A 21149-nucleotide genomic window follows, 5' to 3' on the forward strand; every position below is an offset into this window, starting at 1 on the left:
CGCTGGAGAGCGACGGCGCCACGACGCCTAACCTTGGGCACACCCCATCGCGCCGAACCTTCAGGAAGGCACCACCCGTGACCAGAACAACACAACTCCGTACTTACACCGTTCGTGAAGGCATGCTGGATGAGTGGGTGGAGAGGTGGCAAGCGGAGATCGTGCCGCTCCGGTTGGAGTTGGGGTTCACCATCGGTGGGGCATGGATCGATCGTGAGCGCAGCCAGTTTGTGTGGCTCATCTCCTACGAAGGGCCCGAAACCTTCGCGGAGCGCAACGCCATGTACTGGGCTTCGCCGGCCCGTACCGCGATGGGCCTCGATCCCGACGACTACCTGGTGACCACCGACGACCGCACGGTCGAGGAACGGTACTGACTATGTCGTGGCGAGCGGCAGCATGTGTTGGCGCCGCTCATCCTCGCTGAGTGTCCGAAAGACCCGCTCTCGGGCATGTGCTTCAAGCCGATCGAAGTCAGTGGTCACCGACCAAATGCGCACTGTTCCATCGACGGAGGAGCTGAGCAGCCGGGCGCTGTCACTAGACCAGGCGATTGATGTCACTTTGTCTTGGTGAACGCCGACTACAGCGATCTCCTCGAAGGTGCTGGTGGACCAGATGCGTACGGTTCGATCTTCGGAACCAGTGGCGAGAAACAATCCATCGGGAGACCAGGCAACCGCACGAACACGTCCTTCATGCCCCTTCAGCACATCAACGCGTCGCCCTGTGGCCACCTCCCAGACCGCGGTCGTCCAGTCTCCCGAGGCCGTGGCGACCCGCAGTTCGTCGGGAGACCAAGCGACATCGTCGACGTAGTTCTCGTGTCCGCGGAGCACACTGGACTGGCGGCTCTCCGAGACGTCCCAGAGCCGACAGGTCCGGTCGTCGGAGGAACTGGCGAGCATCCGCCCACTCGGTGACCACGCGATACGACCGACCCAATCCTGATGCCCGGTCAGCGCGATGAGTTCTACGCCGGCCGCCGCTGCCCAGACACGTACCGCGCCATCGTGCCCGCCGGTGGCGATCCGCCGACCGTCCGGTGACCACGCGCACGCCTCGATGACCTCGCCTCGGTGCTCAAACACGGTCCGGCCTGCATCATCGACCACACGGAATGCGCCATCGTTGGTGCTAAGCGCCAACTGGTCGCTCTCCGGGGACCAAGCCACACTCCACACCCGATCGCCGAGATGCAGGGCTTGCCCGGTCTCAGCGCCGGTCGTCGACTCCCAAAAGCGTACGGTTCCGTCGTCGGAGGCCGTTGCGATACGGCTCTCGTCCGCGGACCAGCACCCCTGGTTCACGGGTCCGGTATGACCGTCGGCCTGCACCAGCTCGGCTCCTCGGGGCCGCAGGTCCCACACCAGCGCGGTGCCATCGGTCGAGCTGGTGGCGAGTTGTTTGCCGTGGGGCGACCAGGTCACACCCCACACGGTGTCGGTGTGCCCACGGAGTACGGCGGCGACTTTTGCGTCCTCGGTACTCACGATGCGAACGGTTCGGTCCGACGAGGCTGAGGCCAGCATCCGACCGTCCGGAGACCACGCCACGTTCCAAACGTAGTCTGTGTGGCCGCGAAGGAGCAGTCGCAGAGCACCGGTATGGGCGTTCCAGATACGGGCCGTGTGGTCACCGGACCCGGTGGCGATGGAGTGTCCATCCGGGGACCAGGCAATGCCCTCAACAAAATCCGAATGACCGGTCAGAGTCACAGCGGGTGCGGCAGTCGACAAGTCCCACACGATCACGCTCTGGTCATGGGACGCCGTTGCCAGCCGACTGCTCTCCGGTGACCAGGAGACGCCCCAGACATCATCACCGTGTCCGCGAAGTTCCTGCGTGAGAGTACCTGTTACGGCGTCCCAGACACGTACGACACAGTCCTTTGAGGTTGCCGCGATATGGCTGCCGTCGGGCGACCAGGCGACCTGCCGCCCCACGTCGGTGGCTCCGGTCAGCAGCCGTACCATCTCACCGGATGAGGTGCTCCAGATGCGTACCACGCAGTCTCGGCCGACCGTTGCGAGGAACGAACCATCGGGAGACCAGGCCACCGACTCGACCATGACACCGTCACAGGGAAGGACGGCGACCGGCCGTCCGGAGTGAGCATCGAAGATACGCGCGGTGGAGTCCCGAGAGGCAGTGGCGAGTAGCCGACCATCTGAGGACCAGGCAATATGACGGACCGTGTCCGTATGGCCATCCAACCGAGTACGCAGATGACTCGCCGTGAGCGCCGTCATCAGACCGCGGCGCGCCAAGGGCGTGGCTGTGCATTCGCCGAGTGCCGCCAAAGCGAGGAGGATTGCCCGCTCCGACTGATTCTCGGCGCTGCCAAGCACGTATTGGCCGATGCTCTCGGAGATACGACGCAGATAGGCGAGATCCCGTCGCTGTGAGTACTGAACCAGCGAGCGTGCCGGTTCCGATGCCTGACCGGCACCCTCCAGTGCGGTGAGCCAGCGCTGGGCGAGGGAAAGCCGCTCTCCCGTGAGCAGATAGTCATCGATGCGGCCGGAGTGCTCCCAGTCCTCAGCCCAGCGCTCCAACTCGGCGCGCTCACGCAGCTGCTCAATGCGCGCCTCAACCTCCTGCCGCAGTGGAGCCCACTGCCGAAACAGCGCCTCGTGAGTCACCTGGGCATAGGGAGCATGCCCTGACAGAGTGTCGACGCGCGCACTAGAGGTCAGTAGCCTTGCCTCCACGAAAGCATCCACAACCTGTCGCTCCGGCTCGCTGAGTTCGAGCAGGGGAACTCGTCTGCGGCTTACCTCCTGGCCTTGAACGGTGACAAAGCGCAGCAGTACCCGAAGGACCGAGTCGATGCCGACGCCCGATCCGAGTTCAGCGACGGTGTGGTCGGCCTGCCGCGCGAGTGCGCCAGCTACGCCGCCGAGCCGTTGGTACAGCTCCTGGGTGACTGTCCCGCCAGGACCCGAGGCGAAGTAGAGCTCCTGCAAAAGATAGGCAAGCAAGGGCAAGGCATCATCCGCGCCGGTCTCATCGACGATCGCTTCGACGACCGCGGGCGCGAAGGAGAGATCCACCAGGGCGCCCGGGCGTTCCACCACCTGAGCCAGCTGGCTTCTGCCGATCGCACCGATCGCGACCGGATGCTGCACCAACTCGGCGTGGTCGGTGGTGAGCAGCTGCCCCAGGAAGTCGACCCGGAGGGTCGCCACCATCCGCACGCCCATATCCTGCTCCACACCGGAGAGGAGCGCTTGGAGGAATTCGGCGCGTTCGCGCTCACCGGCGAGGGTCACGATCTCTTCCAACTGGTCAATGACCAGCAGTACGCGCCGGAAACGGCCACCGCGCAACCTCAACAGTTCCGTCTTCAACGCACCCGGGTCCTGTCTCAGCCGTCGCAGGATGGCGTTCACCGGGTCCTGACCTCCACCGGCGGCGGAGAGCATAGAGGCCAATGCCCCAAGCGGGTTGGGGCCAGGAGTGAAAGCGGGCAGGACCGTCCAGCGACGTTCCCGTAACCGTGGCATCACACCAGCGCGGACCAGTGAGGACTTACCGCTCCCTGATGCACCGACCAGTACCAGGAACCGATCGGCTTGCCGCTCAGCGGGCGCGTGCAGTCGCCGCGTCAGTTCATGAGCCTGTGCCTGTCGACCGAAGAAGACCGCGGCATCGCCCTCGGTGAAGGCGTCCAGACCAGGATAGGGAACCCGGTCACGCGGCCAATCCAGCGGTGGCGGCGCGGGGTTCTCCAGCCGGTAGACGACGACCTGGCCCACCACCATGGCAACGATGAGCAGCCCGATGGCGGGTACGGACGCCTGTTGAATGACCCGCAACAGCCAGGGCGCGTCGTCGACATTGGTGGCGTAGTTGGTGACGATACCTAGCAGGCTCGCCACGAGCACCAACGCGATTTGTAGGGCAAGTTGGATGCGCCCCCTCATAAGGCAACCACGGTTGCCCTGTCCCGCCCCTGCTGCATGAATGCCCCCTCAACTACGCCACGGCAAGGGAACATCATCGAACGCGGCCGTGTCGATCTCAACAGCGCCCACTCGAACAAGCCGGCGCCCCGACCCGCGTCCAGGAGCGAGCGCGTCCAGGACGCGTCTGCGCTACCTGGGCAGCTCATCTGACCCGGCTATCGCCGTAGCGTGCCCGACGCGAATTGGCCACAGCTGCGTGTCCTGTCCGTGGCCGAGCTACCTCAAGATCGCCGGGGAACGCAGGATGGAGGACGTAGACCGAAGCGAGGTCGAGCAGGTCATCGCATGGCCAGAGTCGCCGTCGAGCTGGCAGTCATCGCGGTGGGCCCACGGTAGTTCCGGGTCGCCTATGACAGGACTGAGGGCATGGCGGTCCAGAACGCGCAGTTCGGCCTCGACCTCGCGCAGAGCTCGGGCCGGGTCGTGCAGGGCCCCATGCAGCGCGATCGCGGGGTGGAACGCTGAGAGCTCGGTCTGACAGAAGTCAACGGTGTGTCCCTGGGGGAACCACACCCCGCCTTCCTCGCCACCACAACGCCGGGCCGCATCGGCGTCCTCGTCCAACCGGGCCTTGAGGAACCCCACCAGATCTCCGGTCCCGGGTGCGTCCTCGATGATGCGCCAGGGGCCGTCGCCTGGTTTTCGGGACACTGTGCCTGGTCTCCTGGTCGAGAGGTCATCTCCCGGAGGCTTCAGCCGGGATCGGCCCAACAGCACGTCTGCCCTGGGTGAATGGCCGACTGGGAACCGCTTGAGGAGTTGGCACACCACCCCTGGACGGTCACCAGGACGCCACGGCGCGGATCCCCGGGAGTACGACCGGATCATCGCCATGGTCAGCAGCCCCGAATCGAGCAGGTCCGGTGGATCGGGGGATGGCCATCGTCGAGCGCGTGGGACCAGCGGTCCGTCCCGGGCCGGATCGTCGTCGGCGGGTGACACCGGAGCAACCGCAAGCCCTCCTGAATCGGGGGACCCAGCACAACGCCCGCGTGCTCAAGCGCGTCCGCCGAGCCGGGACGGGCGGGGGCGGAAACGGGAGCCGCCCGGCCCGGAGAAGTACCCGGGACGGGCGGTGTCGAGCGGGTGGCGGATCAGCGCAGGGTGAAGGTCACATACGCGTTGTTACCGCCGCCCCCGGTGGTGCTGCAGCGGAATCCGCTGGGGGCCGAGCAGGAGTACTTGTTGCTGCCCGCGTACGGGTTGTTCCAGGTGATGTGGACCGAGCCGACCTCAGGGAGCACATAGGTCGCGCCGCCCTCGGTCCCGGTCATGAATCCCTCGGACTCGGACTGCCAGGAGGTCGAGGTGCCCGGAGTGATGGACTGCACCGGGTACATGTTGGTGGTCCAGACGCCCCAGGACAGCCAGGCGTTGGTGCGAATCATCGGCTTCGCCGTGTGGTTGTTGAAGGTGACATGGGTGCTGCGGGCCGCCTGAGCGGCCTGGGTGGACGGAGCACCGGCCGCGGCGGACCGTGCGCTGCTGGCAGCCCAGTTGCGGGTGAGGGTCATGGTCACGACCGCGTTGTTGCCCCCGCCGCCGCTCACCTGGCAGCGGTAGCCCGCGGGGGCCGAACAGTCATAGCTGTTCCTGCCCGCGTACGGGTTGTTCCAGTAGAAGTTGACCTCGCCGCCGGAGAGGGAGTATTTGGCCGTGCCCTCGGTCCCGGTCATAAACCCGCATGACTCGCTCTGCCATGAGATCGTCCGGTCGTCGGAGATGTTGTCCGGCGGCAGGGCCCCGTTGGTCCAGCAGCCGTGCGCCAGATCGGTCCAGGACCGCTGGAGATTGGTGCCGGTCTTGTTCACCACCACGACCTTGGTGCTGCGGGCGGCTTGGACGCCGACCGGCGACTTCGCGGTGGCCACGGAGTTCGGCTTCTCCGCGGCTGCGGCGTTCGGCGCGAGCACCGACATGCCGGCCATGGCGATCGCCGCCGAGACCAGGACACTTGCCGCGCGGCGGGCGAAGCCCAGACGGACGGGGCGCGGAGCGGTTGTGATCGATTGCACGATGGTGACCTCTCGAAACAACACGGCGGGACCGCCGTGGGCGACGGGTTTCCTCTTGTCCGGTGCCGGTGCTGGGGCCGCTACCAGTACCAGACCTGGTAGCGGACGTAGTTGACCCCGGGGAGCCAGACCTGTTCGACCAGGTAGTGCCTGCCGAGGTCCAGGAGGACGTACATGGCTCCCACCGCGGTGGCCTCGGCGTTGGTGATGTACATACCGCCGTCCCGCATCTGCTGGATGCCCGGCGCGCTTCTCTGCTGCGACTCCTGGACGCTGACCGCGGCGGCGGGCGCCGGTGCCGCGTGCGCCGTCGTGGAGATGGCCCCGATGGCCGTCACAAGAAGAACGGAGACTGCGGCAACCCTGAGTCTGTTCATCCTTCGGCTTCCTCCCTCGTCATGCCGGAACGGCTGTCGCCCGGCAGTGTTGATGGGATGAAGCCTCGCGTCCGGCACGGCCCTCGCGGCATCGTGGCCGCCCACGAGATCAGAACCACCGATTCGGCGAACGCCCGCCACGTCGTCTGCGAGAACCCCGTCGCCGAAGACCGACCGCCCACCGCCGCCCCCACCCGGCCGGTGCACCACCGGGTCAGGCCCCAGCCATCGGCCGCGCCGGGGCAGCGCACCCGGATGCCACCGGCCCGCCGGGGTTCCGCCCACTCCCCCTGCTGGTCAGGCCGCCCCCGGGCCCCCCGAAGGCGCTCGCACTGATAAGCGAATCGGCCAATCGCCCCAGGTCCGACCGCTCCACGCCATCGCCGGTGTTCCAGCCACCGCGCACGCGGGCACCGGCCCGCAACGGGCACCGGGGTTGGACCGCTGCGCCCCCCGCGGGCGGCTGCCGTACTCGGTGCGACGTGGACCGCGGGAGCTACGAAGCCTCGTGGTCGGCCACGAGACCAGCCCCGCACCACCTCGTGGAACCGCGCAGAACGAGCCAGTTTCCCCGTACGGCCACCTGGACGCTGTTCCGCGGTCGCACCCGTCCGGCCATAGTTCCCGACGGAAGATCAACGGCGGGGTGAGGAGACCATGGCACAGGGGAACAACGACACGGCGAAGCGGGACGCGGCGCAGGAAGGAGCCACCGGGAGCGCGCGGAGCAACGGACTGCGGGAACGCACGGAACACCTGGCCCGGATGGAGTCCCTCGCCCGCCGGACGGCAGCCGGCACCGGCGGCGTCGCGGTGATTCGCGGAGCGACCGGCACCGGCCGTACCGCCCTGCTCCAGGCCCTCGCCGCCGCACCCTCCGTACCGGGCAAAACCGTACTGGTCTCCCGCTGCTGCGCCGCGGAGTCCGGCGCGGCCTTCGCCGCCGTGCTCCAGCTCTTCGAGGGACCGCTCCATGACCGCGGGGAGCGCCTTCCCGTGGTCCGCGGGGACTCCTGGGACGGCTCACTCCACGGTGACGATCTGCCGTCATTGCTCTGGCGGCTGCTGCGCTCCCTGGCGCTGGAGCACCCCGTACTGCTCGCCGTCGATGACGTCCATCTCGCCGACCCCGCCTCCCTGCGCTGGCTCACCCAGGTCGCCCGCCGGCTCGACCGGCTGCCCGTGCTGCTTGCCGTGACCGAGCGGTGGAGCCATGACCTCGTCCCGCCGCCCGCCCCGTTCGCCGGGGCGACCGGGCAGCCGTCCGTCGAGTTGTGCACGCTCAAGCCGCTGGGCGCCGCGGCGGTCGCGGCCCTGGTCCGGGACGCCTTCGGCGCGGAGGCAGCGGACAGCACGGTCGAGGAGTGCCATCGCGCCACCGCCGGCAACCCCCTGCTGCTGAGCGCGCTCCTCGCCGATCTGCGGGAGTTGGGTGCCGACGGAGACCGGGCGGCCCGCCTCCCGGGGAAGTGCGAGGAACTCCACCCCGGCATATTCGCCGGGGCGGTACGGCGGTGGCTGGAGGCCTGCGGTCCGCTGACGGCGACGGCCGCGCAGGCCGTCGCAGAACTCCGCGGGGAGGACGATGTCCTCGCCCTCCTGCCCCGGATGACCGGCTGCGACCCGGCACGGGTGGCGGGCTGGGCCTCCGGCCTGCGCCATACGGGCCTGCTGAGCACCGCTCCGGCCACCGGCGCCCCGGTCTTCGCCCACCCGTTGCTGCAGAACGCGGTGGCCTCAGCCGGCCCCGTCCACCCGCGCGCCGATCTGCACCGGCGCGCCGCGGAGGCGCTGCACCACCGTGGGGACCCCGAGGAGGCGGTCGCCCGCCGGCTGCTGGAGGCGCCCGTCGTCGGCGCCCCCTGGGCCGCGGACGCCCTGATCGCCGTGGCAGCCAGGGCCGTTGCGGGCGGACGGCCGGCGGACGCGGTGGCCGGACTGCGGCGGGCACTCATCGAGCCGCTGCCGCCCCGAAGACGCGCGGAAGTGCTGACCGAACTCGGCTCCCTGGAGGTCCGGGCCAACCGTACGACCGGGGTGCGCTACCTCTCCGAGGCGCTGGGGTTCGGTCAGTGCAACACCGTGCGGGTGCGCGCCGCGACCGCGCTGGGCGCGGCGCTCGCCGCCGATGACGCGATCCACTCCGCCCTGGACGTACTGGGGGAGCTCTCCGCCGCCGTCTCCGATACTCCGGACCTGGCACATGCGGCGCAGGCCGCCGCCGCCCTGATCTCCTCCCACGACGGCGAGAGTTGGCTGGCCGCCGTAGCCCGGCTCAAGGACACCGGGGAACGCACCGGCGGCGGTCTGGCGCTGACCGCGATGGCCCTGCTCACCGAGCACGAGGCGACCGCGGGCCTGATCTCGGCCCGTGAGGTCATGGCCCGGATCAGTCCTCTGACCAGCGTCCGGCTCGATCCCCTGCTGGCCCCCTATCTGCTGTCGTCGGCTGCCACCCTGGCCCAGTGGGCGGATGAACTCGACGAGGCCGACGCGCTCACCGCCCGCGGACTCGCCGCCCATCGCGCCCCGCTGCTCCACCCCGCTCAGCAGTCCCTGCTCAGCGTCAGGGCGGAGAGCACGGTGATGCGCGGACAGTATGAGGCCCTGCTCCGCGACCAGTCGCTCTGGCGGCGGCTCCAGCCGGGTGAGCTGGCCGTCCATCCCCCCGGCAGCGTCCATCTGGGCTCCCAGGCCGTGATCGCGCTGACCGGGATGGGGCGGGCGGCCGAGGCCGAACGGCTCGCCGCCGCGATCGGCGCCGACGGACCACAGGGGTCCTGGGAATGGAGCGAGTTGCTGTACGCGCGCGGTCTGCTGCGCCGTGAGAGGGGCGATCTCCGCGGCGCGCTGGCGGATCTACTGGAGTGCGGCCGTCGGCAGTCGGCCCGGGAGACCTGGAGCCCCGTCGTGACGCCCTGGCGTTCGGCTGCTGCCGACTGCCATGTGGCGCTGGGCTCCGCGGGAAGTGCCGTACCGCTCGCGGAGGAGGAGCTTCGGTTCGCCCGGATCTGGGGCACACCGCGGGCGGTGGGCCGTGCTCTGCACGCGCTGGCCCGCTCCGTCGGCGGCAGACATGGACTGGAGCTGGCGGAGGAAGCCGTCGATACGCTCAGGGGCGCGGCACAACCCCTGCCCGAGCTCATCCCCGCGCTGGTCGACTGGGGCCGGGCCCTGCACAGCGCGGGCCGGGGGCTGCGCGCCCGGGAAGTGCTGCGCGAGGCGGCGGAGGAAGCGGAGCGACTGGGCGCGCCCAGCGCCCGGCACGCCGCCGCCGAGGCGCTCCGCAACTGCGGCGCCCGCTCCGCACGGGCGCCCCGCACCGGCACCGATGCCCTGACCTCCAGCGAGCGCCGGATCGCACAGTTGGCCGCGGCCGGTTACAGCAACAAGGAGACCGCCGAGCTGCTTCATCTCGCCGTGCGGACCGTGGAGACCCATCTCACCCACTGCTACCGCAAACTGGGTGTCGGGGGTCGTTCCGGTCTTGCCGCCGCGCTGGGGTCCGATGTTCCGCCCGCTTCGCGTCCTGAGTAAGCACACCGACCGGACGGCACGACGCGGCCGGGGGCGGGGGCGGGGGCGGGCTGAGCTGGGACGATCCCGCGAAGGTCATGATCGAGCCGGGCACCTTCTCCCTTGTCTCGTACAAGGTCGACACGACCAACGGCGGCTGCGACACCTTCACCGGCTTCCTCACCCCCGAGTTCCCTTCGGAACAGCGGGCCACCGGGGCGGGTGACGGGGCTGAGGTCGACCCCTATGACCGCGGTACCTCGTTGACCGAGCGCATGCGGAAAGGCTCGGACGAAGGGTGTGGAACCGCAACGCGGTCATGAGCGGCGCGGTGGGTGGCTGCCCGGTCAGCCGAGCGCGTGGTCGATCACATTGCCGTTGCCGCAGTTGTTGGTGTGATCGGATACGTAGTCACCGAGTACGGGCACGACCGCGACCTCCTGGAGGCAGACCGCGGCCGCGGTGAAGTTCCAGTTGTTGGCCGCGTTGACCCCGCCACCGAAGTTGCTGTCGTTGTCAGCGTGGGCAGGAGTGGTGGCGGAGAGACCCGCGAGTGCGACAACCGCCAGAGTGATGATCTTCTTCATAGTCGGTGAACGAGCGGGGAACCAAGGCGTCACGCCCGGCGGGGGCGGGGGCCTCGCACCGGTGGGCCGCCGATGGGATGCGGGGTTGGCCGTTGGTCGCCAAGGGGCCCCTTGTCTTGACGTAGCACGGTGCGGGCGGTAATCAAGGCGAGCGACTTTGGTATAGACCAAATCTCGGGACCCTATCTCTGCCCCTGTCGCTGTAGTGGCCTGTACGGCTCGCGCTCGTTCCCCACCGGGAGGCAGCAATGCGAAGACCACTGGCGTCGTTGGTCGCCACCGTCCTCGGAGTCCTCACTCTCTTACTCGCCCCACCAGCCACCGCGAACACCTCAGCCGCTCCAACCGCCTTTTTGACGGCGGACTTCAGCAGGACGTCCACCTGGGAAGGCGGCTACCAAGGCAGATTCACCATCAGGAACTCCGGCAGCGCACCGATCAGCGGTTGGACCGTTGGTTTCGATCTACCGGCGAACACCAGCGTCTCCACCCACTGGGACTCGCTGCTGACCCGCAACGGCACCTGGTACGAGTTCCGCAACGCCGGCTACAACGGCACACTGGCCCCCGGGGCCTCCACCTCCTTCGGCTGGGTGAGCCGTGGTACCGGGCTCCCCGCGTACTGCACCGTCAATCGAGCCCCCTGCGGATCGGAGGACTTCGACACCAGGCCTCCGACGGTTCCCACCGGAATCAACTTCACCTCGGTCGAGGAGACCTCCCTCACCGTCAACTGGGCGCCCTCCACCGACAACCGGAGTACGTTCCTGACCTACGAGGTCTCCATCGACGGAGCCGCGCCAAGCACCGTCCCCGGCGCCACCTCCTACCGGGTCAGCGGTCTCCGACCCGCGAGTGGATATCTCTTCCGCATCCGGGCCACGGACCTGGCGGGCAACACCTCCGAGTACAGCCCCGCGGTCCTGGGCAGGACCAGTGATGTCCGTCCGCCGCCCCGGACGATGCCCACCGCGCCCTATGTCGATATGGGGCGCCTGGCCCACCGCCAGTCTGAGCACCCTGGCATCGGACAGTGGGCTGAAGAACTTCAGCCTGGGCGCCATCACCTCACCGACCTGCAAGGCGATGTGGTTCAACTCCTACGATCCCCGAGCCGGATGGGCCGGGGAGAACATCAACGCCCTACGGGCCGCCGGTGGAGACGTCAAGGTGACCTTCGGCGGCGCGGGCGGTAGGGAGCTCGCCCAGAACTGCGACTCGGTGGACGCCCTGTTCACCGAGTACAACGCGGTGGTCACCCAGTACGACCTCAAGTATGTCGACTTTGACATCGAAGGCCCGGCCGTCACCGATCCGGTCTCCATCGCCCGTCGCTCAGCGGCACTGGCCAGACTCCAGCAGGCCCACCCCGACCTGCGGATCTCCCTCACACTCCCGGTGACACCCCAGGGGCTGACGGCTACCGGACTCTCGGTGGTGACCTCCGCCCGTGACGCGGGCGTCACCCTGGACGTGGTCAATGTGATGACCATGGACTACTTCCTGGTCATCGACTACGGCGATGCCGCCCTCCGGGCGGCCGAGGCCACCTTCACCCAGCTCAAGTCGCTCTACCCCGACAGAAGCGACAGCCGACTCTGGGGCACGATCGGTGTGACACCCATGATCGGTGAGAACGACGACCACCAGATCTACGACCAGGCGGACGCCCGCCAGTTGGTCGCCTTCGCACAGAGCAGGAAGCTCGGAATGCTCTCCTTCTGGGACGTCACCCGCGATCGCAACGCCTGCACCGGGAATCTCTCCCTGTGCACCAACATCCCCCAGACGCCCTACGAGTTCTCCCGAATCGTCGGCGCCTACACCGGCTGACCTGGTCCTCACCCGCGCCGACCGACCCAGCCGGGAGCGGGTGAGGCTCCTCGTCGCACCCGGATGGATCAGTCGATCCGGCCCGGTGGCACAGCTGCCCGCTCCGTGGAGCGCTGCTCACCGCTGGTCGGTCTCGCCCGCACATGAACCCGCTCCCCCTGGCGGCCGAAGAGGCTCAACACCTCCACCGGATGCTCGCCGGTACTGCCGAACCAGTGCGGAAGTCGGGTGTCGAACTCAGCGGCCTCCCCCGCGCCCAACACCAGATCGTGGTCGGCCAGAACCAACCGCAACTGCCCGGAGAGGACGTACAGCCACTCATAGCCCTCATGCGTCTGCGGCTCCGGTGTGCTGCGGGAGACCGGGATGACCATCTTGAAGGCCTGGAGCGGGCCGGGATGGCGGGTCAGCGGAAGGACGATCGTGTCGCGGACCCGCTGGGGGGTGAGCCGGACCCGAGGATCACCCACCTCCGGTGCGCCGACCAGTTCGTCGAGCGGCACCTGATGAGCCTGGGCGATGGGCAGCAGAAGCTCCAGACTGGGGCGCCGCTGGCCGGACTCCAGTCGGGACAGGGTGCTCTTGGAGATGCCGGTGGCCTCCGAGAGCGCGGCCAGAGTGACGCTGCGCTCGGTGCGCAGCCGTTTGAGCCGGGGACCGACCTCGGACAGCGCCTGGGCGATGGGGGTTGAATGCTCCACCCGGCCATTGCACACCCTCGTCCCGGAATCAGCAACAAATGTTGTCACTGGGGCACCCTCCACCGCAGCCTGACGACGGAGGTGATCGCCATGAGCGACAGGGAGAACCCGATGGCGCATGACTCGGTGTACGACGTGGTGGTGGTCGGTGCGGGTGCGGCCGGGCTGAGTGCGGCCCTGGTGCTGGGGCGGGCCCGGCGCAGGGTGGCCGTGGTGGACGCGGGAGAGCCGCGCAATGCGCCGGCCGCCCATATGCAGGGCTTTCTCTCCCGGGACGGGATGTCCCCGGCGGCCCTGCTGGAGGTGGGGCGCGCCGAGGTGGCCGGCTACGGCGTGGATCTGATCGACGCCCGGGTGGACCAGATCGACCATGGCTTCTTCGTACGGCTGGCGGGTGGCGCCGTGCTGAGGGCGCGCCGGGTCCTGATGGCGACCGGTCTGCGTGATGGGTTGCCCGAGATCCCCGGGGTCGGGGACCGGTGGGGCAGGGATGTACTGCACTGCCCGTACTGCCATGGCTATGAGGTGCGCGATCGGCCGTTCGGGGTGGTGGCGACCGGACCGGGGGCGGTCCATCAGGCGCTGCTGCTGCCCCAGTGGTCACGGGATGTCGTGCTCTTTCCGCAGGCGCTTGAGCTGAGCGGTGGTGATCGTGAGCGGCTGACCGCGCGCGGGGTGAAGATCATCGAAGGCTCGGTCAAGCGGCTCGTGGTGCGGGACGACGAGTTGCGGGGGGTGGAGCTCTCCGGGGGCCGGGTGGTGCCCCGCGACGCCGTGTTCGTACAGCCGAAGATGGTCCCGCGGGACGCACTGCTCACGGCTCTGGAGTGCGAGCGGGATGACAGCGGTTGGGTGGTCACCGACGGTACGGGGCGGACCAGTGTCCACGGCGTCTGGGCGGTGGGGAATGTCGCGGACCAGAGGGCTCAGGTGGTGACGGCCGCCGGGATGGGATCGGTGGCCGCGATCGCCGTCAACCACGATCTGGTGGAGGAGGACATCGAGCGGGCGATCGAGTCAGCGCGCGCCCAGGCGCCCATGACAGCTCCGTGCGTTCCGGCTGGCTCCTAGGGTCTTGGCCCCCGATAGGCGAGCCGTGGCGCCCGGGGACAGGGCTGCCCACCTCGGCCCGGTGCGATCTGCCGGCTGTCTCCAGCCCGGCCCCTCGTACCGTCGGGTGAGTCGGGAGAGGGAAGGGGTTTCCCCGGTCGGATGGCGACCGGGGAGTCCCTCCAGGGGTTCACCGGGTGTAGACATCCCGGTCTCGGGCGGGCAGGGCGGCCAGCACCGCGGGTTCCAGCCAGGACAGCACCCTGGTCAGTACCCGCATGGCGGTGGCGAGGTCCTCCCCGCCGGCGATCTCCTCTATCTCCCGCTGAAGCCCCGAGATGACCGCGAAGACACTGGCTTCGAGCTCCCGGCCCAGTGGCGTCAGGGTGATCACCTGACGGCGACCATCGGTGGGATCCGGTGAGCGGACCACCAGACCCGCGCGCTCCAGATCGGTGAGGAGCAAGGTCCCCGATGGTCTGGCGAGTGCGAGAGAGGTGACGAAGTCGTTCTGGAGCATGCGCCCGTCGGGCGCGCGCCACAGTCGGACGAGCGCTGCGGCCTGGGCGTAGGTGACGCCCAGGGGCCGCAGCGCGGCAGATAGACGGTCCTGTATCAGTCGTGAGGTCAGCGTCAGCAGACCGCTGAGGTGGTTCTCCGACCCGAGGAACGCGCCCTCACCGATGTCCGCCACCTAACCGAGGTTACCCTTGCGGGCGCGCCAACTCGCCGACTGGCTGTGGCGTTCCACCATGACGATCTCCTCACAGCCCAACTCGGCGAGCAGTGCGGGGTGATCGGCCCGGGAGTAGTCGAGCATGAAGGGCTCGACATTGTTGCGGACCATGCCCTCGCGCTGTCGCCAGTCCCGGTCGTTCTCGGGGATGGCCCAGTCGAAGAAGCCCAGGAAACCACCGGGCTTGCAGACCCGGACCATCTCCCGGACCGTTCGGTCGATCTGGTACGAGGGCATCTCATGCAGCAGATGCGACTCATGGACGATGTCGAAGCTGCCGTCGTCGTAGTGCGAGAGATCGCCGGAGTCCATGTGGTAGAAGCTGACGTTGTCGATGCCCAGCTCCTTGGCCCGCTTGCGCGCCCAGCGCAGTACGGACGGGGAGAGGTCGATCCCGACCACTTCGGCGTCGGGGAAGACCTGGGCGTAGACGAACGCGGTCGCTCCGGTGCCGGCGCCGACCTCCAGGATGCGCCGGGGGCGCACCCCGCGGTCGAGTACCTGGCTCTCCACCCACCACTGGATCTGCTCGCGCTTGCCGAGGGGGAAGTCCTCGGCCATGCGCTCCAGCCGGTAGCCCATGGACGGGTGCATCCAGTGCAGTCCGTTCATATGGTGCACGGGGTTGGAGATGTAGTACGAGGGGAAGTCGGCGGGCCGTGACTGCCCCGGGGCCAGCAGATCGGACAGGTCGCCGGGTCCGGTGGCCTTGGGCGCCCGCTGCATCTCCCACTTGATGATGGCGCGGGAGATCTTGGGGTGCTTGCGGGCCAGCCGCAGGGACAGCAGCGTCGGCTTCCAGCCTTCGGGCAGTGGGGGACGCGGACGGGTCGTCGTCGCTTCAGCCATCGCTCACCTCTGGGTCTGCTACGTATTTGGGCTCGTCCAGATACCGTGGGGTGTTGGGGTCTTCGAGGTTCTGCTCCTTGACACAACGGCCGTTGGGGGCCTGGATCTTGATGATGTTGTTGTCGGGGTCGAGGATCGTCAGGAGCATTCCGTACTGCCCCTTGAACTCGGGCGTGAAGTACGGGACGCCCATCGCCTCCAGATGGGCCCTGGTCGCGGCCAGGTCCTCCACCTGATAGGTGACCGATACGGGGGTGTCCCACACATCGACGGGTTCCTTGCTCGGCACCCCCCGACCGGTGATCTCGACGCGGCGGTTGTCCGGACCCACCAGGACGGCCATCCGGAACGGCCGGTTGGGCACCCGGATGGGGATGTCGAACTCCAACTTGAAGCCGAGGACGTTGCGGTACCAGCGCACCGCCCTGGGCTGGTCGGTGGAGCGAATGGTGATCATGCTGGTGCGCCAGAGGATCGATTCGTCGGTCTGCGACGGTTCGCGCTCCAGCCAAGCGGGTGTGGTCACGAGGCGGCCGCCTTGCTGGCCGCGGTCGCCTTGACGACTGCGTCGGCCTTGAGAGTGGCTTCGGGGCCCATCAGGTCGGCGGCCAGCGGACCGAGGAGACGGTCGAAGAAGGCGTCCCGATCGGTACGCCAGTCCGGCTCTGCTTCGGTGGGGATCACATAGCCGTCCACCGCGCCCGCGGGCAGGTTGCCGCCGTCGGTGAGCAGCTGCTCCAGTACGCGGACCCGGTCGCGCAGTACATAGGTCTCGCCCGCGAGGGCCAGGACCATGCCGAGGAGCTTGTCGATGGCGGGGTCCTCGAAGAAGACCATCTGCCCATCGATGATCTTGGGTGCCTGCTTCATTCCGGCTTCCTTCCCGTGACCAGACGCCAGCCACCGGCCCGGGCCCGACGCGGGTCGGGGGGAGCGGCGGAGCCGTACGCCTTCTTGTCGCCGTGCTTGAACGCGTCCACGACGGTCGTGGTGACCTCCGTGTAGCCCGCGTCGATGAGGGGCTTCTCCAGATCCGCCCTGAAGAAGTCGGACATAAATGGCTCATTGTTGATATGAGCGTGCCAGTCCATCATGAACAGGCCGTAGGTGGTGGGCAGTTCACCGGCGGTGTAGATGGCGAACTGTCCGCCGGGGGCCAGCAGTCTGAAGCTCTCCCTGATGATCGCGGCGACATTCTCCGCGGGCATCTCGTGGAAGATCATGGTCGAGGTGACGAGCTGGAACGAGCCCGACTCGTAGCCGGTGTCCGCCGCGTCCTTCTGGACGAAGGTGATGGGCAGGTTTCGGTCGGCGGCCTTGAGGTGGGCCCACTTCAGGAAGGGTGCCGCCAGGTCCACACCGATGACCTCGGCGTCGGGGAAGGTCGCGGCCAGTCCGAAGGTCCCGTCGCCGGTGCCGCAGCCCAGGTCGATGATGCGACGGTAGGGGCCCTTGGGGAGGGCTTCCGTCTTCGCCCGGTGGATCGAGCCGACGTTCTCCAGGCCGGCGAAGTGGATACGGGTGCCGAAGTCGTAGACCGGACCGTCCAGATCGTCCTGCCAGTAGCCGCCCTTCTCCAGGTGGTAGTCGGTGTCGGCGTAGTAGGCGGGCATCTCCAGCTCGGGGTCGAGTTGCAGTCCCTCGATGCCGGCGATCCGCTCCTCCAGTTCGGCCCGGTTCCCCTCGATGTAGGCGTGGGTGCCGTGCGGGCCGTACTTCATCAGCAGCTGGGTGTGCCGCTGGAGGTACATGAAGTACCGGAAGAGGGCGGAGTCCTCGATGACCTCCCCTATCTCGGTGGTCTCCTCGGGGGCGTGGCCGTGCTCCGCCTCCCACTCCTTCGCGCGCTCATCGAACGCGTCGAGCAGGGGGTGGTGGAGCTTGGCCCACCCGATGCGCAGTCCGAGATAGAAGTCGAGATAGGCGCGGTCCGTGCCCGTTACGGGCTGATCGTTGAGTCCCAGCATGATCGATTCTCCTGTTCTCCTTAACGGCTTGAGATGCTGACGCCCCGCAGGTTCAACCGGCCGAGCAGCAGGGCCTTCTCATCGAGGCCACTGACCTCCGCGCGCTGCGCGACGAGGAGCTTGGGGTAGACGGGCGGCAGTTCGATGGCCTCCTCGGCGAGGATCTTGTTGAGCTTGCCCGCCAACTGGGCCCGCTCCGCCTCGTCGGCGGTGGCGAAGAGACGGCCGAAGTCGCGGTCGAAGCCGCCGTTGCGGTAGCCGGGGTTCTGGCGCGATGACGCCCGGTAGACGGTGAACTGGGAGAGCGGCATGGAGCCGCCGACCAGTCCGTACTCCTGGACGGTGAGGGACATGTCGTAGTCCCGGATCAGCCAGCGCCGGTTCCAGTTGGCCGGGTCGGCCACGTCCAGGGTCACCTTGATGCCGAGCCGGCCCCAGTTCTCGGCGAAGACCTGGGCGATGTCCCGGGCCGCACCGCTGGTGGACACCATGATCTTGAAGGTGGTGCTCTTGGAGACCCCCGACTTCTCCAGCAGTTCCTTGGCCCGGGTCAGATCGGCCTTGGCCGGGTAGGGCCGGTAGGCGGCGTCGTAGCCGACGACATTGGGTCCCAGCGGCCCCTGGGCGATCTCCGCCTCACCGTGGAAGACGGCCTCGCGCACTCCCTCCCGGTCCATGGCGAAGGCCAGCGCCCGGCGGAAGTCGGGGTTGTTGAACGGCTTGCGGGTCATGTTGAGCATGGCCCGGATGCCACCGGTGCCCTGGATCTCATGGAGCTTCAGGGACTCGTCGCGCTTGATGCCCGCGATGTCGACGGGCTGTACTCCGGTGGCGATATGGATCTTGCCCTCGCGGAGGTTGACCAGCCGGGTGGACGGGTCGGGCACCGAGGTCATCACGATCGACGACAGCTTGGGCTTGGGGCCCCAGTAGCCGTCGAACCGGGTGAGCTGCATGGACTGGCCGGTGACGACCTTGCCCACCTGGAAGGGACCGGTCGCCACCAGCTTGGCCTTCTCGGCGATGAAGTCCTTGTGGCTGATGGGGATGCGGGCCAACTGGTCCGGCAGGATGCCGTAGGGCATCCGCAGTTCCAGGCGTACGGTCAGCGGGTCGACCGCCACCGCCTTGTTGAACCAGGGGGCGAGCAGCGACAGGAACTGGCTCTTGCCCCGGCTGCCGGGGATGAAGTTGAAGCTCGCCGCGACATGCTCGGCGGTCAGGTCGTCACCGTTGTGGAACCGTACGCCCTTGCGCAGCCGGATGGTGTACGAGACCCCTCCGGGGCCCGCCACCGGCAGGGCGGCGGCCAGGTGCGGAACGAGCTTTCCGGACGCGTCGTGGGTGAGCAGGGTGTCGGTGGCGGGCTCGGTCACCCAGCGGACGTTCTGGGAGTTGGAGTAGAGCGGGGCGAACCCCACCGGGACCTCGAAGAGACCCACGGAGAGCGTGCCGGACGAGCCGGACGACGAGGAACCGCCGGTGTCGTCGGCGCCTGCGCATCCGGCGAGTGCCGCCGTGGCGATGGCGGCGGAGGAGATGCGGAGAACATCGCGTCTTGAGTGGCCTGGCAGAGCGGTCATGACGGGCTCCATGCTGTGAGATGGCAGGCGGTGAGATGGCCTTCGCCGGATTCCCGTGCAGTGGGGCGGGTCTCCGCGCACTTGGGCAGGACGTGCGGACAGCGGGTGCGAAATCGGCAACCACTCGGTGGGTCCACCGCGGAGGGAACCTCTCCGGCGAGCGGGAGGAGTTCCTTGCGGCGGCGGGGGTCGGGGACCGGTACCGAGTCGAGGAGCGAACGGGTGTAGGGGTGGACGGGGTTGTCGAAGACCTGATCGGCGTCGCCGGACTCCACGACATGGCCCAGGTACATGACCAGCACCTGGTCGGCGAGGAGCCGTGCGACATCGATCTCATGGGTGATCAGGAGGTAGGTCAGGCCCAGGTCGTCGCGGAGGTCGCACAGGAGATTGACCAGGCTGGCCTTGACGCTGACATCGAGGCTCGCCGTCGGCTCGTCCAGGACGAGCACCCGGGGTTGGGCGGCGAGCGCACGGGCGATGGTGACGCGCTGGAGTTCGCCGCCGCTGACATCGGCCGGATAGCGCAGCAGGAAGTCGGACGGCAGTCCGGTGAGGTCCAGCAGTTCCTGGACCCGGGCCTCGCGTCCGTCCTTGTCCAGGTCCGGCCGGTGGATCAGCAGCGGCTGGTTGAGCGCGTGCCCGATGGTCTTGCGGCGGTTCAGTGCCGACCAGGGGTTCTGCGCCACCAGCTGGACCCGCCGCTCGCCCGAGATGGTGATCGAGCCCGCGGTGGGTTCGGTCAGTCCGAGCAGCAGTCTGGCCACGGTTGACTTGCCGCAGCCGGACTCGCCGATGATGGCGAGGGTCTCCCCCGACGCGACCTTGAAGCCGACGTCGTCGACGGCGTGCACCGTGCGCATTCCACGGGCCCGGAACCAGGGTCCTGAGCCCTTTCCCTGCTTCAGCGAGAAGTGTTTGGTCAGGCCCTCGGCCTCGATGGCGATCGTCATGCCGCCGCCTCCTTGGGCTTGTTGGCGCCGGCCGCGTCCTCCGGGAAGTGGCAGCGCACCAGCGCACCACCGACACTGCGGGTCTCGGGCTCCTGCTCCCGGCACATCGCCTCGGCCCGCGGGCAGCGCGGGGCGAAAGCACATCCGGGAAGACGGTTGGCGCCGGCCGCGGTGCCCTCGATCACCTTGATCCGCTCACCGCGCTTGTAGCGGCTGGGCAGTGCTCGTAGCAGGGCCTGGGTGTAGGGGTGGCGGGGGTTGTCGAAGAGCTCCCCGATGGGGGCGGCTTCGACCAGGCGTCCCGCGTACATCACCCCCACCCGGTCGCAGACCTGGGCGATCACACCGAGGTCATGGCTGACGAACACCACACCGAGCCCGAGGCGGTCACGTAGATCCAGGATCAAACGCAGCACCTGGGCCTGGACGGTGGCGTCCAGCGTGGTGGTGGGTTCGTCGGCGAGCAGCAGCGATGGCCGTCTGGCCAGCGCGGCCAGCATGATCAGCAGACGTTGGAGCTGCCCGCCGGAGAACTCGAACGGATAACCGTCGAGTCGTTCGGCGACCGCACGCAGCCCCACCTGGTCGAGGAGGTCGACGATCTCGGACTGCGGCATGTCCCCGAGGAACCAGCGCAGTTGTTTGCGTAGTGGGGTGACCGGGCTGAGGGAGGTCATGGGACGTTGGGGGATGAGTCCGATGCCGGTGCCCCGGATGCCGCGCAGTTGGCCGGCGCTCATGGACATCAGGTCGGAGCCCTGGAAGTTCATCTGCGAGGCATTGGCCACGGCGACGCCGGGCAGCAGCCGCATGATCGCCGAGAGTACGGTGCTCTTGCCGCTGCCCGACTCTCCGACCAGGCCGAAGACCTCACCGGCCGCCAGCTCGAACGACACTCCCCGTACGGCCGGGACCCGGCCCCGGGCGGTGTCGAAGAGTACGTCCAGATCACGGACGGAGAGCAGGGGTTCGGTGGTCATCGAAGCTCCGAAGGCGCGTTGGCGACGCTCG

General features: G+C 68.4%; 19 protein-coding genes and 1 pseudogene. 6 read left to right on the forward strand and 14 right to left on the reverse strand.

The features are described 5' to 3' along the window. Positions 1-77: 77 nt before the first annotated feature. Positions 78-377 (forward strand): NIPSNAP family protein, encoded by a 300-nt coding sequence (locus NBG84_RS40990; protein ID WP_250917664.1) that lies wholly within the window; start codon positions 78-80, stop codon positions 375-377. Here NBG84_RS40990 and NBG84_RS03145 read toward each other — a convergent pair whose 3' ends face one another. The 4 genes from NBG84_RS03145 to NBG84_RS03160 form a co-directional block, all read right to left on the reverse strand. After that, positions 378-3929, reverse strand: coding sequence for a WD40 repeat domain-containing protein (locus NBG84_RS03145; RefSeq protein ID WP_250917665.1), 3552 nt, complete (start codon positions 3927-3929; stop codon positions 378-380). Positions 3930-4187: 258 nt separating this feature from the next. Beyond that, positions 4188-4622, reverse strand: coding sequence for a DUF6221 family protein (locus NBG84_RS03150; RefSeq protein WP_250917666.1), 435 nt, complete (start codon positions 4620-4622; stop codon positions 4188-4190). Positions 4623-5065: 443 nt separating this feature from the next. Next, positions 5066-5986: an aegerolysin family protein gene (locus tag NBG84_RS03155; RefSeq protein ID WP_250917667.1), complete on the reverse strand. Its 921-nt coding sequence runs from the start codon at positions 5984-5986 to the stop codon at positions 5066-5068. A gap of 80 nt (positions 5987-6066) precedes the next feature. After that, the gene (locus NBG84_RS03160; protein WP_250917668.1) at positions 6067-6363 is read right to left on the reverse strand and encodes a hypothetical protein; all 297 of its coding nucleotides are present in this window, start codon (positions 6361-6363) and stop codon (positions 6067-6069) included. Between the two features lie 657 nt (positions 6364-7020). Here NBG84_RS03160 and NBG84_RS03165 point away from each other — a divergent pair. Both NBG84_RS03165 and NBG84_RS03170 read left to right on the forward strand, forming a co-directional pair. Continuing rightward, positions 7021-9900, forward strand: a complete 2880-nt coding sequence (locus NBG84_RS03165) for a helix-turn-helix transcriptional regulator (RefSeq protein ID WP_250917669.1) — start codon at positions 7021-7023, stop codon at positions 9898-9900. A 50-nt stretch (positions 9901-9950) separates the two neighbouring features. After that, positions 9951-10202: pseudogene (locus NBG84_RS03170) on the forward strand (hypothetical protein); the annotation flags it as partial. A gap of 24 nt (positions 10203-10226) precedes the next feature. On the opposite strand, the gene NBG84_RS03175 reads toward NBG84_RS03170, so the two are convergent. Beyond that, positions 10227-10466 carry a hypothetical protein gene (locus NBG84_RS03175; RefSeq protein ID WP_250917670.1) on the reverse strand — a complete coding sequence of 80 codons (240 nt, stop codon included), beginning with the start codon at positions 10464-10466 and terminating at the stop codon, positions 10227-10229. Positions 10467-10714: 248 nt separating this feature from the next. Here NBG84_RS03175 and NBG84_RS03180 point away from each other — a divergent pair, with 248 nt between their 5' ends. After that, entirely contained in the window at positions 10715-11662 is a 948-nt protein-coding gene (locus NBG84_RS03180) for a cellulose binding domain-containing protein (RefSeq protein ID WP_250917671.1), read from the forward strand. After that, positions 11637-12299 carry a chitinase gene (locus tag NBG84_RS03185; protein WP_250917672.1) on the forward strand — a complete coding sequence of 221 codons (663 nt, stop codon included), beginning with the start codon at positions 11637-11639 and terminating at the stop codon, positions 12297-12299. The genes NBG84_RS03180 and NBG84_RS03185 overlap by 26 nt, the downstream gene beginning before the upstream one ends. Before the next feature lie 68 nt (positions 12300-12367). Here NBG84_RS03185 and NBG84_RS03190 read toward each other — a convergent pair whose 3' ends face one another. After that, positions 12368-13000: a helix-turn-helix domain-containing protein gene (locus NBG84_RS03190; protein WP_250917673.1), complete on the reverse strand. Its 633-nt coding sequence runs from the start codon at positions 12998-13000 to the stop codon at positions 12368-12370. A 90-nt stretch (positions 13001-13090) separates the two neighbouring features. Here NBG84_RS03190 and NBG84_RS03195 point away from each other — a divergent pair, with 90 nt between their 5' ends. Beyond that, positions 13091-14071 (forward strand): NAD(P)/FAD-dependent oxidoreductase, encoded by a 981-nt coding sequence (locus NBG84_RS03195; RefSeq protein WP_250917674.1) that lies wholly within the window; start codon positions 13091-13093, stop codon positions 14069-14071. A gap of 169 nt (positions 14072-14240) precedes the next feature. Here NBG84_RS03195 and NBG84_RS03200 read toward each other — a convergent pair whose 3' ends face one another. Genes NBG84_RS03200 through NBG84_RS03235 form a run of 8 tightly spaced genes read right to left on the reverse strand, consistent with a single transcriptional unit; the run spans position 14241 to position 21118 of the window. Further along, positions 14241-14744, reverse strand: a complete 504-nt coding sequence (locus tag NBG84_RS03200) for a MarR family winged helix-turn-helix transcriptional regulator (RefSeq protein ID WP_250917675.1) — start codon at positions 14742-14744, stop codon at positions 14241-14243. Further along, positions 14745-15635, reverse strand: coding sequence for a class I SAM-dependent methyltransferase (locus NBG84_RS03205; protein WP_250917676.1), 891 nt, complete (start codon positions 15633-15635; stop codon positions 14745-14747). Further along, positions 15628-16161 (reverse strand): VOC family protein, encoded by a 534-nt coding sequence (locus NBG84_RS03210; RefSeq protein ID WP_250917677.1) that lies wholly within the window; start codon positions 16159-16161, stop codon positions 15628-15630. Before NBG84_RS03210 ends, NBG84_RS03205 begins: the two co-directional genes overlap by 8 nt. After that, positions 16158-16505, reverse strand: a complete 348-nt coding sequence (locus NBG84_RS03215) for a hypothetical protein (protein ID WP_250917678.1) — start codon at positions 16503-16505, stop codon at positions 16158-16160. The genes NBG84_RS03210 and NBG84_RS03215 overlap by 4 nt, the downstream gene beginning before the upstream one ends. After that, entirely contained in the window at positions 16502-17602 is a 1101-nt protein-coding gene (locus tag NBG84_RS03220; RefSeq protein ID WP_250917679.1) for a class I SAM-dependent methyltransferase, read from the reverse strand. Before NBG84_RS03220 ends, NBG84_RS03215 begins: the two co-directional genes overlap by 4 nt. Before the next feature lie 20 nt (positions 17603-17622). After that, positions 17623-19185 (reverse strand): ABC transporter substrate-binding protein, encoded by a 1563-nt coding sequence (locus NBG84_RS03225; RefSeq protein ID WP_250917680.1) that lies wholly within the window; start codon positions 19183-19185, stop codon positions 17623-17625. Continuing rightward, positions 19182-20138 (reverse strand): ABC transporter ATP-binding protein, encoded by a 957-nt coding sequence (locus NBG84_RS03230; RefSeq protein WP_250917681.1) that lies wholly within the window; start codon positions 20136-20138, stop codon positions 19182-19184. The genes NBG84_RS03225 and NBG84_RS03230 overlap by 4 nt, the downstream gene beginning before the upstream one ends. Then, on the reverse strand, positions 20135-21118 hold the full coding sequence (locus NBG84_RS03235) for an ABC transporter ATP-binding protein (RefSeq protein ID WP_250917682.1): 984 nt from the start codon (positions 21116-21118) through the stop codon (positions 20135-20137). Before NBG84_RS03235 ends, NBG84_RS03230 begins: the two co-directional genes overlap by 4 nt. Between the last annotated feature and the right edge of the window lie 31 nt (positions 21119-21149).

Origin of the sequence: Streptomyces albipurpureus (genome assembly GCF_023701525.1) — a bacterium.
Taxonomy (GTDB): Bacteria; Actinomycetota; Actinomycetes; order Streptomycetales; family Streptomycetaceae; genus Streptomyces; species Streptomyces albipurpureus.

Bases quoted from the DNA above. Each gene is read 5' to 3' on its own strand.
- NBG84_RS03145 (WP_250917665.1), bottom strand. From the start codon at position 3,929: ATGAGGGGGCGCATCCAACTTGCCCTACAAATCGCGTTGGTGCTCGTG.
- NBG84_RS03160 (WP_250917668.1), bottom strand. From the start codon at position 6,363: ATGAACAGACTCAGGGTTGCCGCAGTCTCCGTTCTTCTTGTGACGGCC.
- NBG84_RS03165 (WP_250917669.1), top strand. From the start codon at position 7,021: ATGGCACAGGGGAACAACGACACGGCGAAGCGGGACGCGGCGCAGGAA.
- NBG84_RS03175 (WP_250917670.1), bottom strand. From the start codon at position 10,466: ATGAAGAAGATCATCACTCTGGCGGTTGTCGCACTCGCGGGTCTCTCC.
- NBG84_RS03180 (WP_250917671.1), top strand. From the start codon at position 10,715: ATGCGAAGACCACTGGCGTCGTTGGTCGCCACCGTCCTCGGAGTCCTC.
- NBG84_RS03195 (WP_250917674.1), top strand. From the start codon at position 13,091: ATGAGCGACAGGGAGAACCCGATGGCGCATGACTCGGTGTACGACGTG.
- NBG84_RS03205 (WP_250917676.1), bottom strand. From the start codon at position 15,635: ATGGCTGAAGCGACGACGACCCGTCCGCGTCCCCCACTGCCCGAAGGC.
- NBG84_RS03215 (WP_250917678.1), bottom strand. From the start codon at position 16,505: ATGAAGCAGGCACCCAAGATCATCGATGGGCAGATGGTCTTCTTCGAG.
- NBG84_RS03220 (WP_250917679.1), bottom strand. From the start codon at position 17,602: ATGCTGGGACTCAACGATCAGCCCGTAACGGGCACGGACCGCGCCTAT.
- NBG84_RS03225 (WP_250917680.1), bottom strand. From the start codon at position 19,185: ATGACCGCTCTGCCAGGCCACTCAAGACGCGATGTTCTCCGCATCTCC.
- NBG84_RS03230 (WP_250917681.1), bottom strand. From the start codon at position 20,138: ATGACGATCGCCATCGAGGCCGAGGGCCTGACCAAACACTTCTCGCTG.
- NBG84_RS03235 (WP_250917682.1), bottom strand. From the start codon at position 21,118: ATGACCACCGAACCCCTGCTCTCCGTCCGTGATCTGGACGTACTCTTC.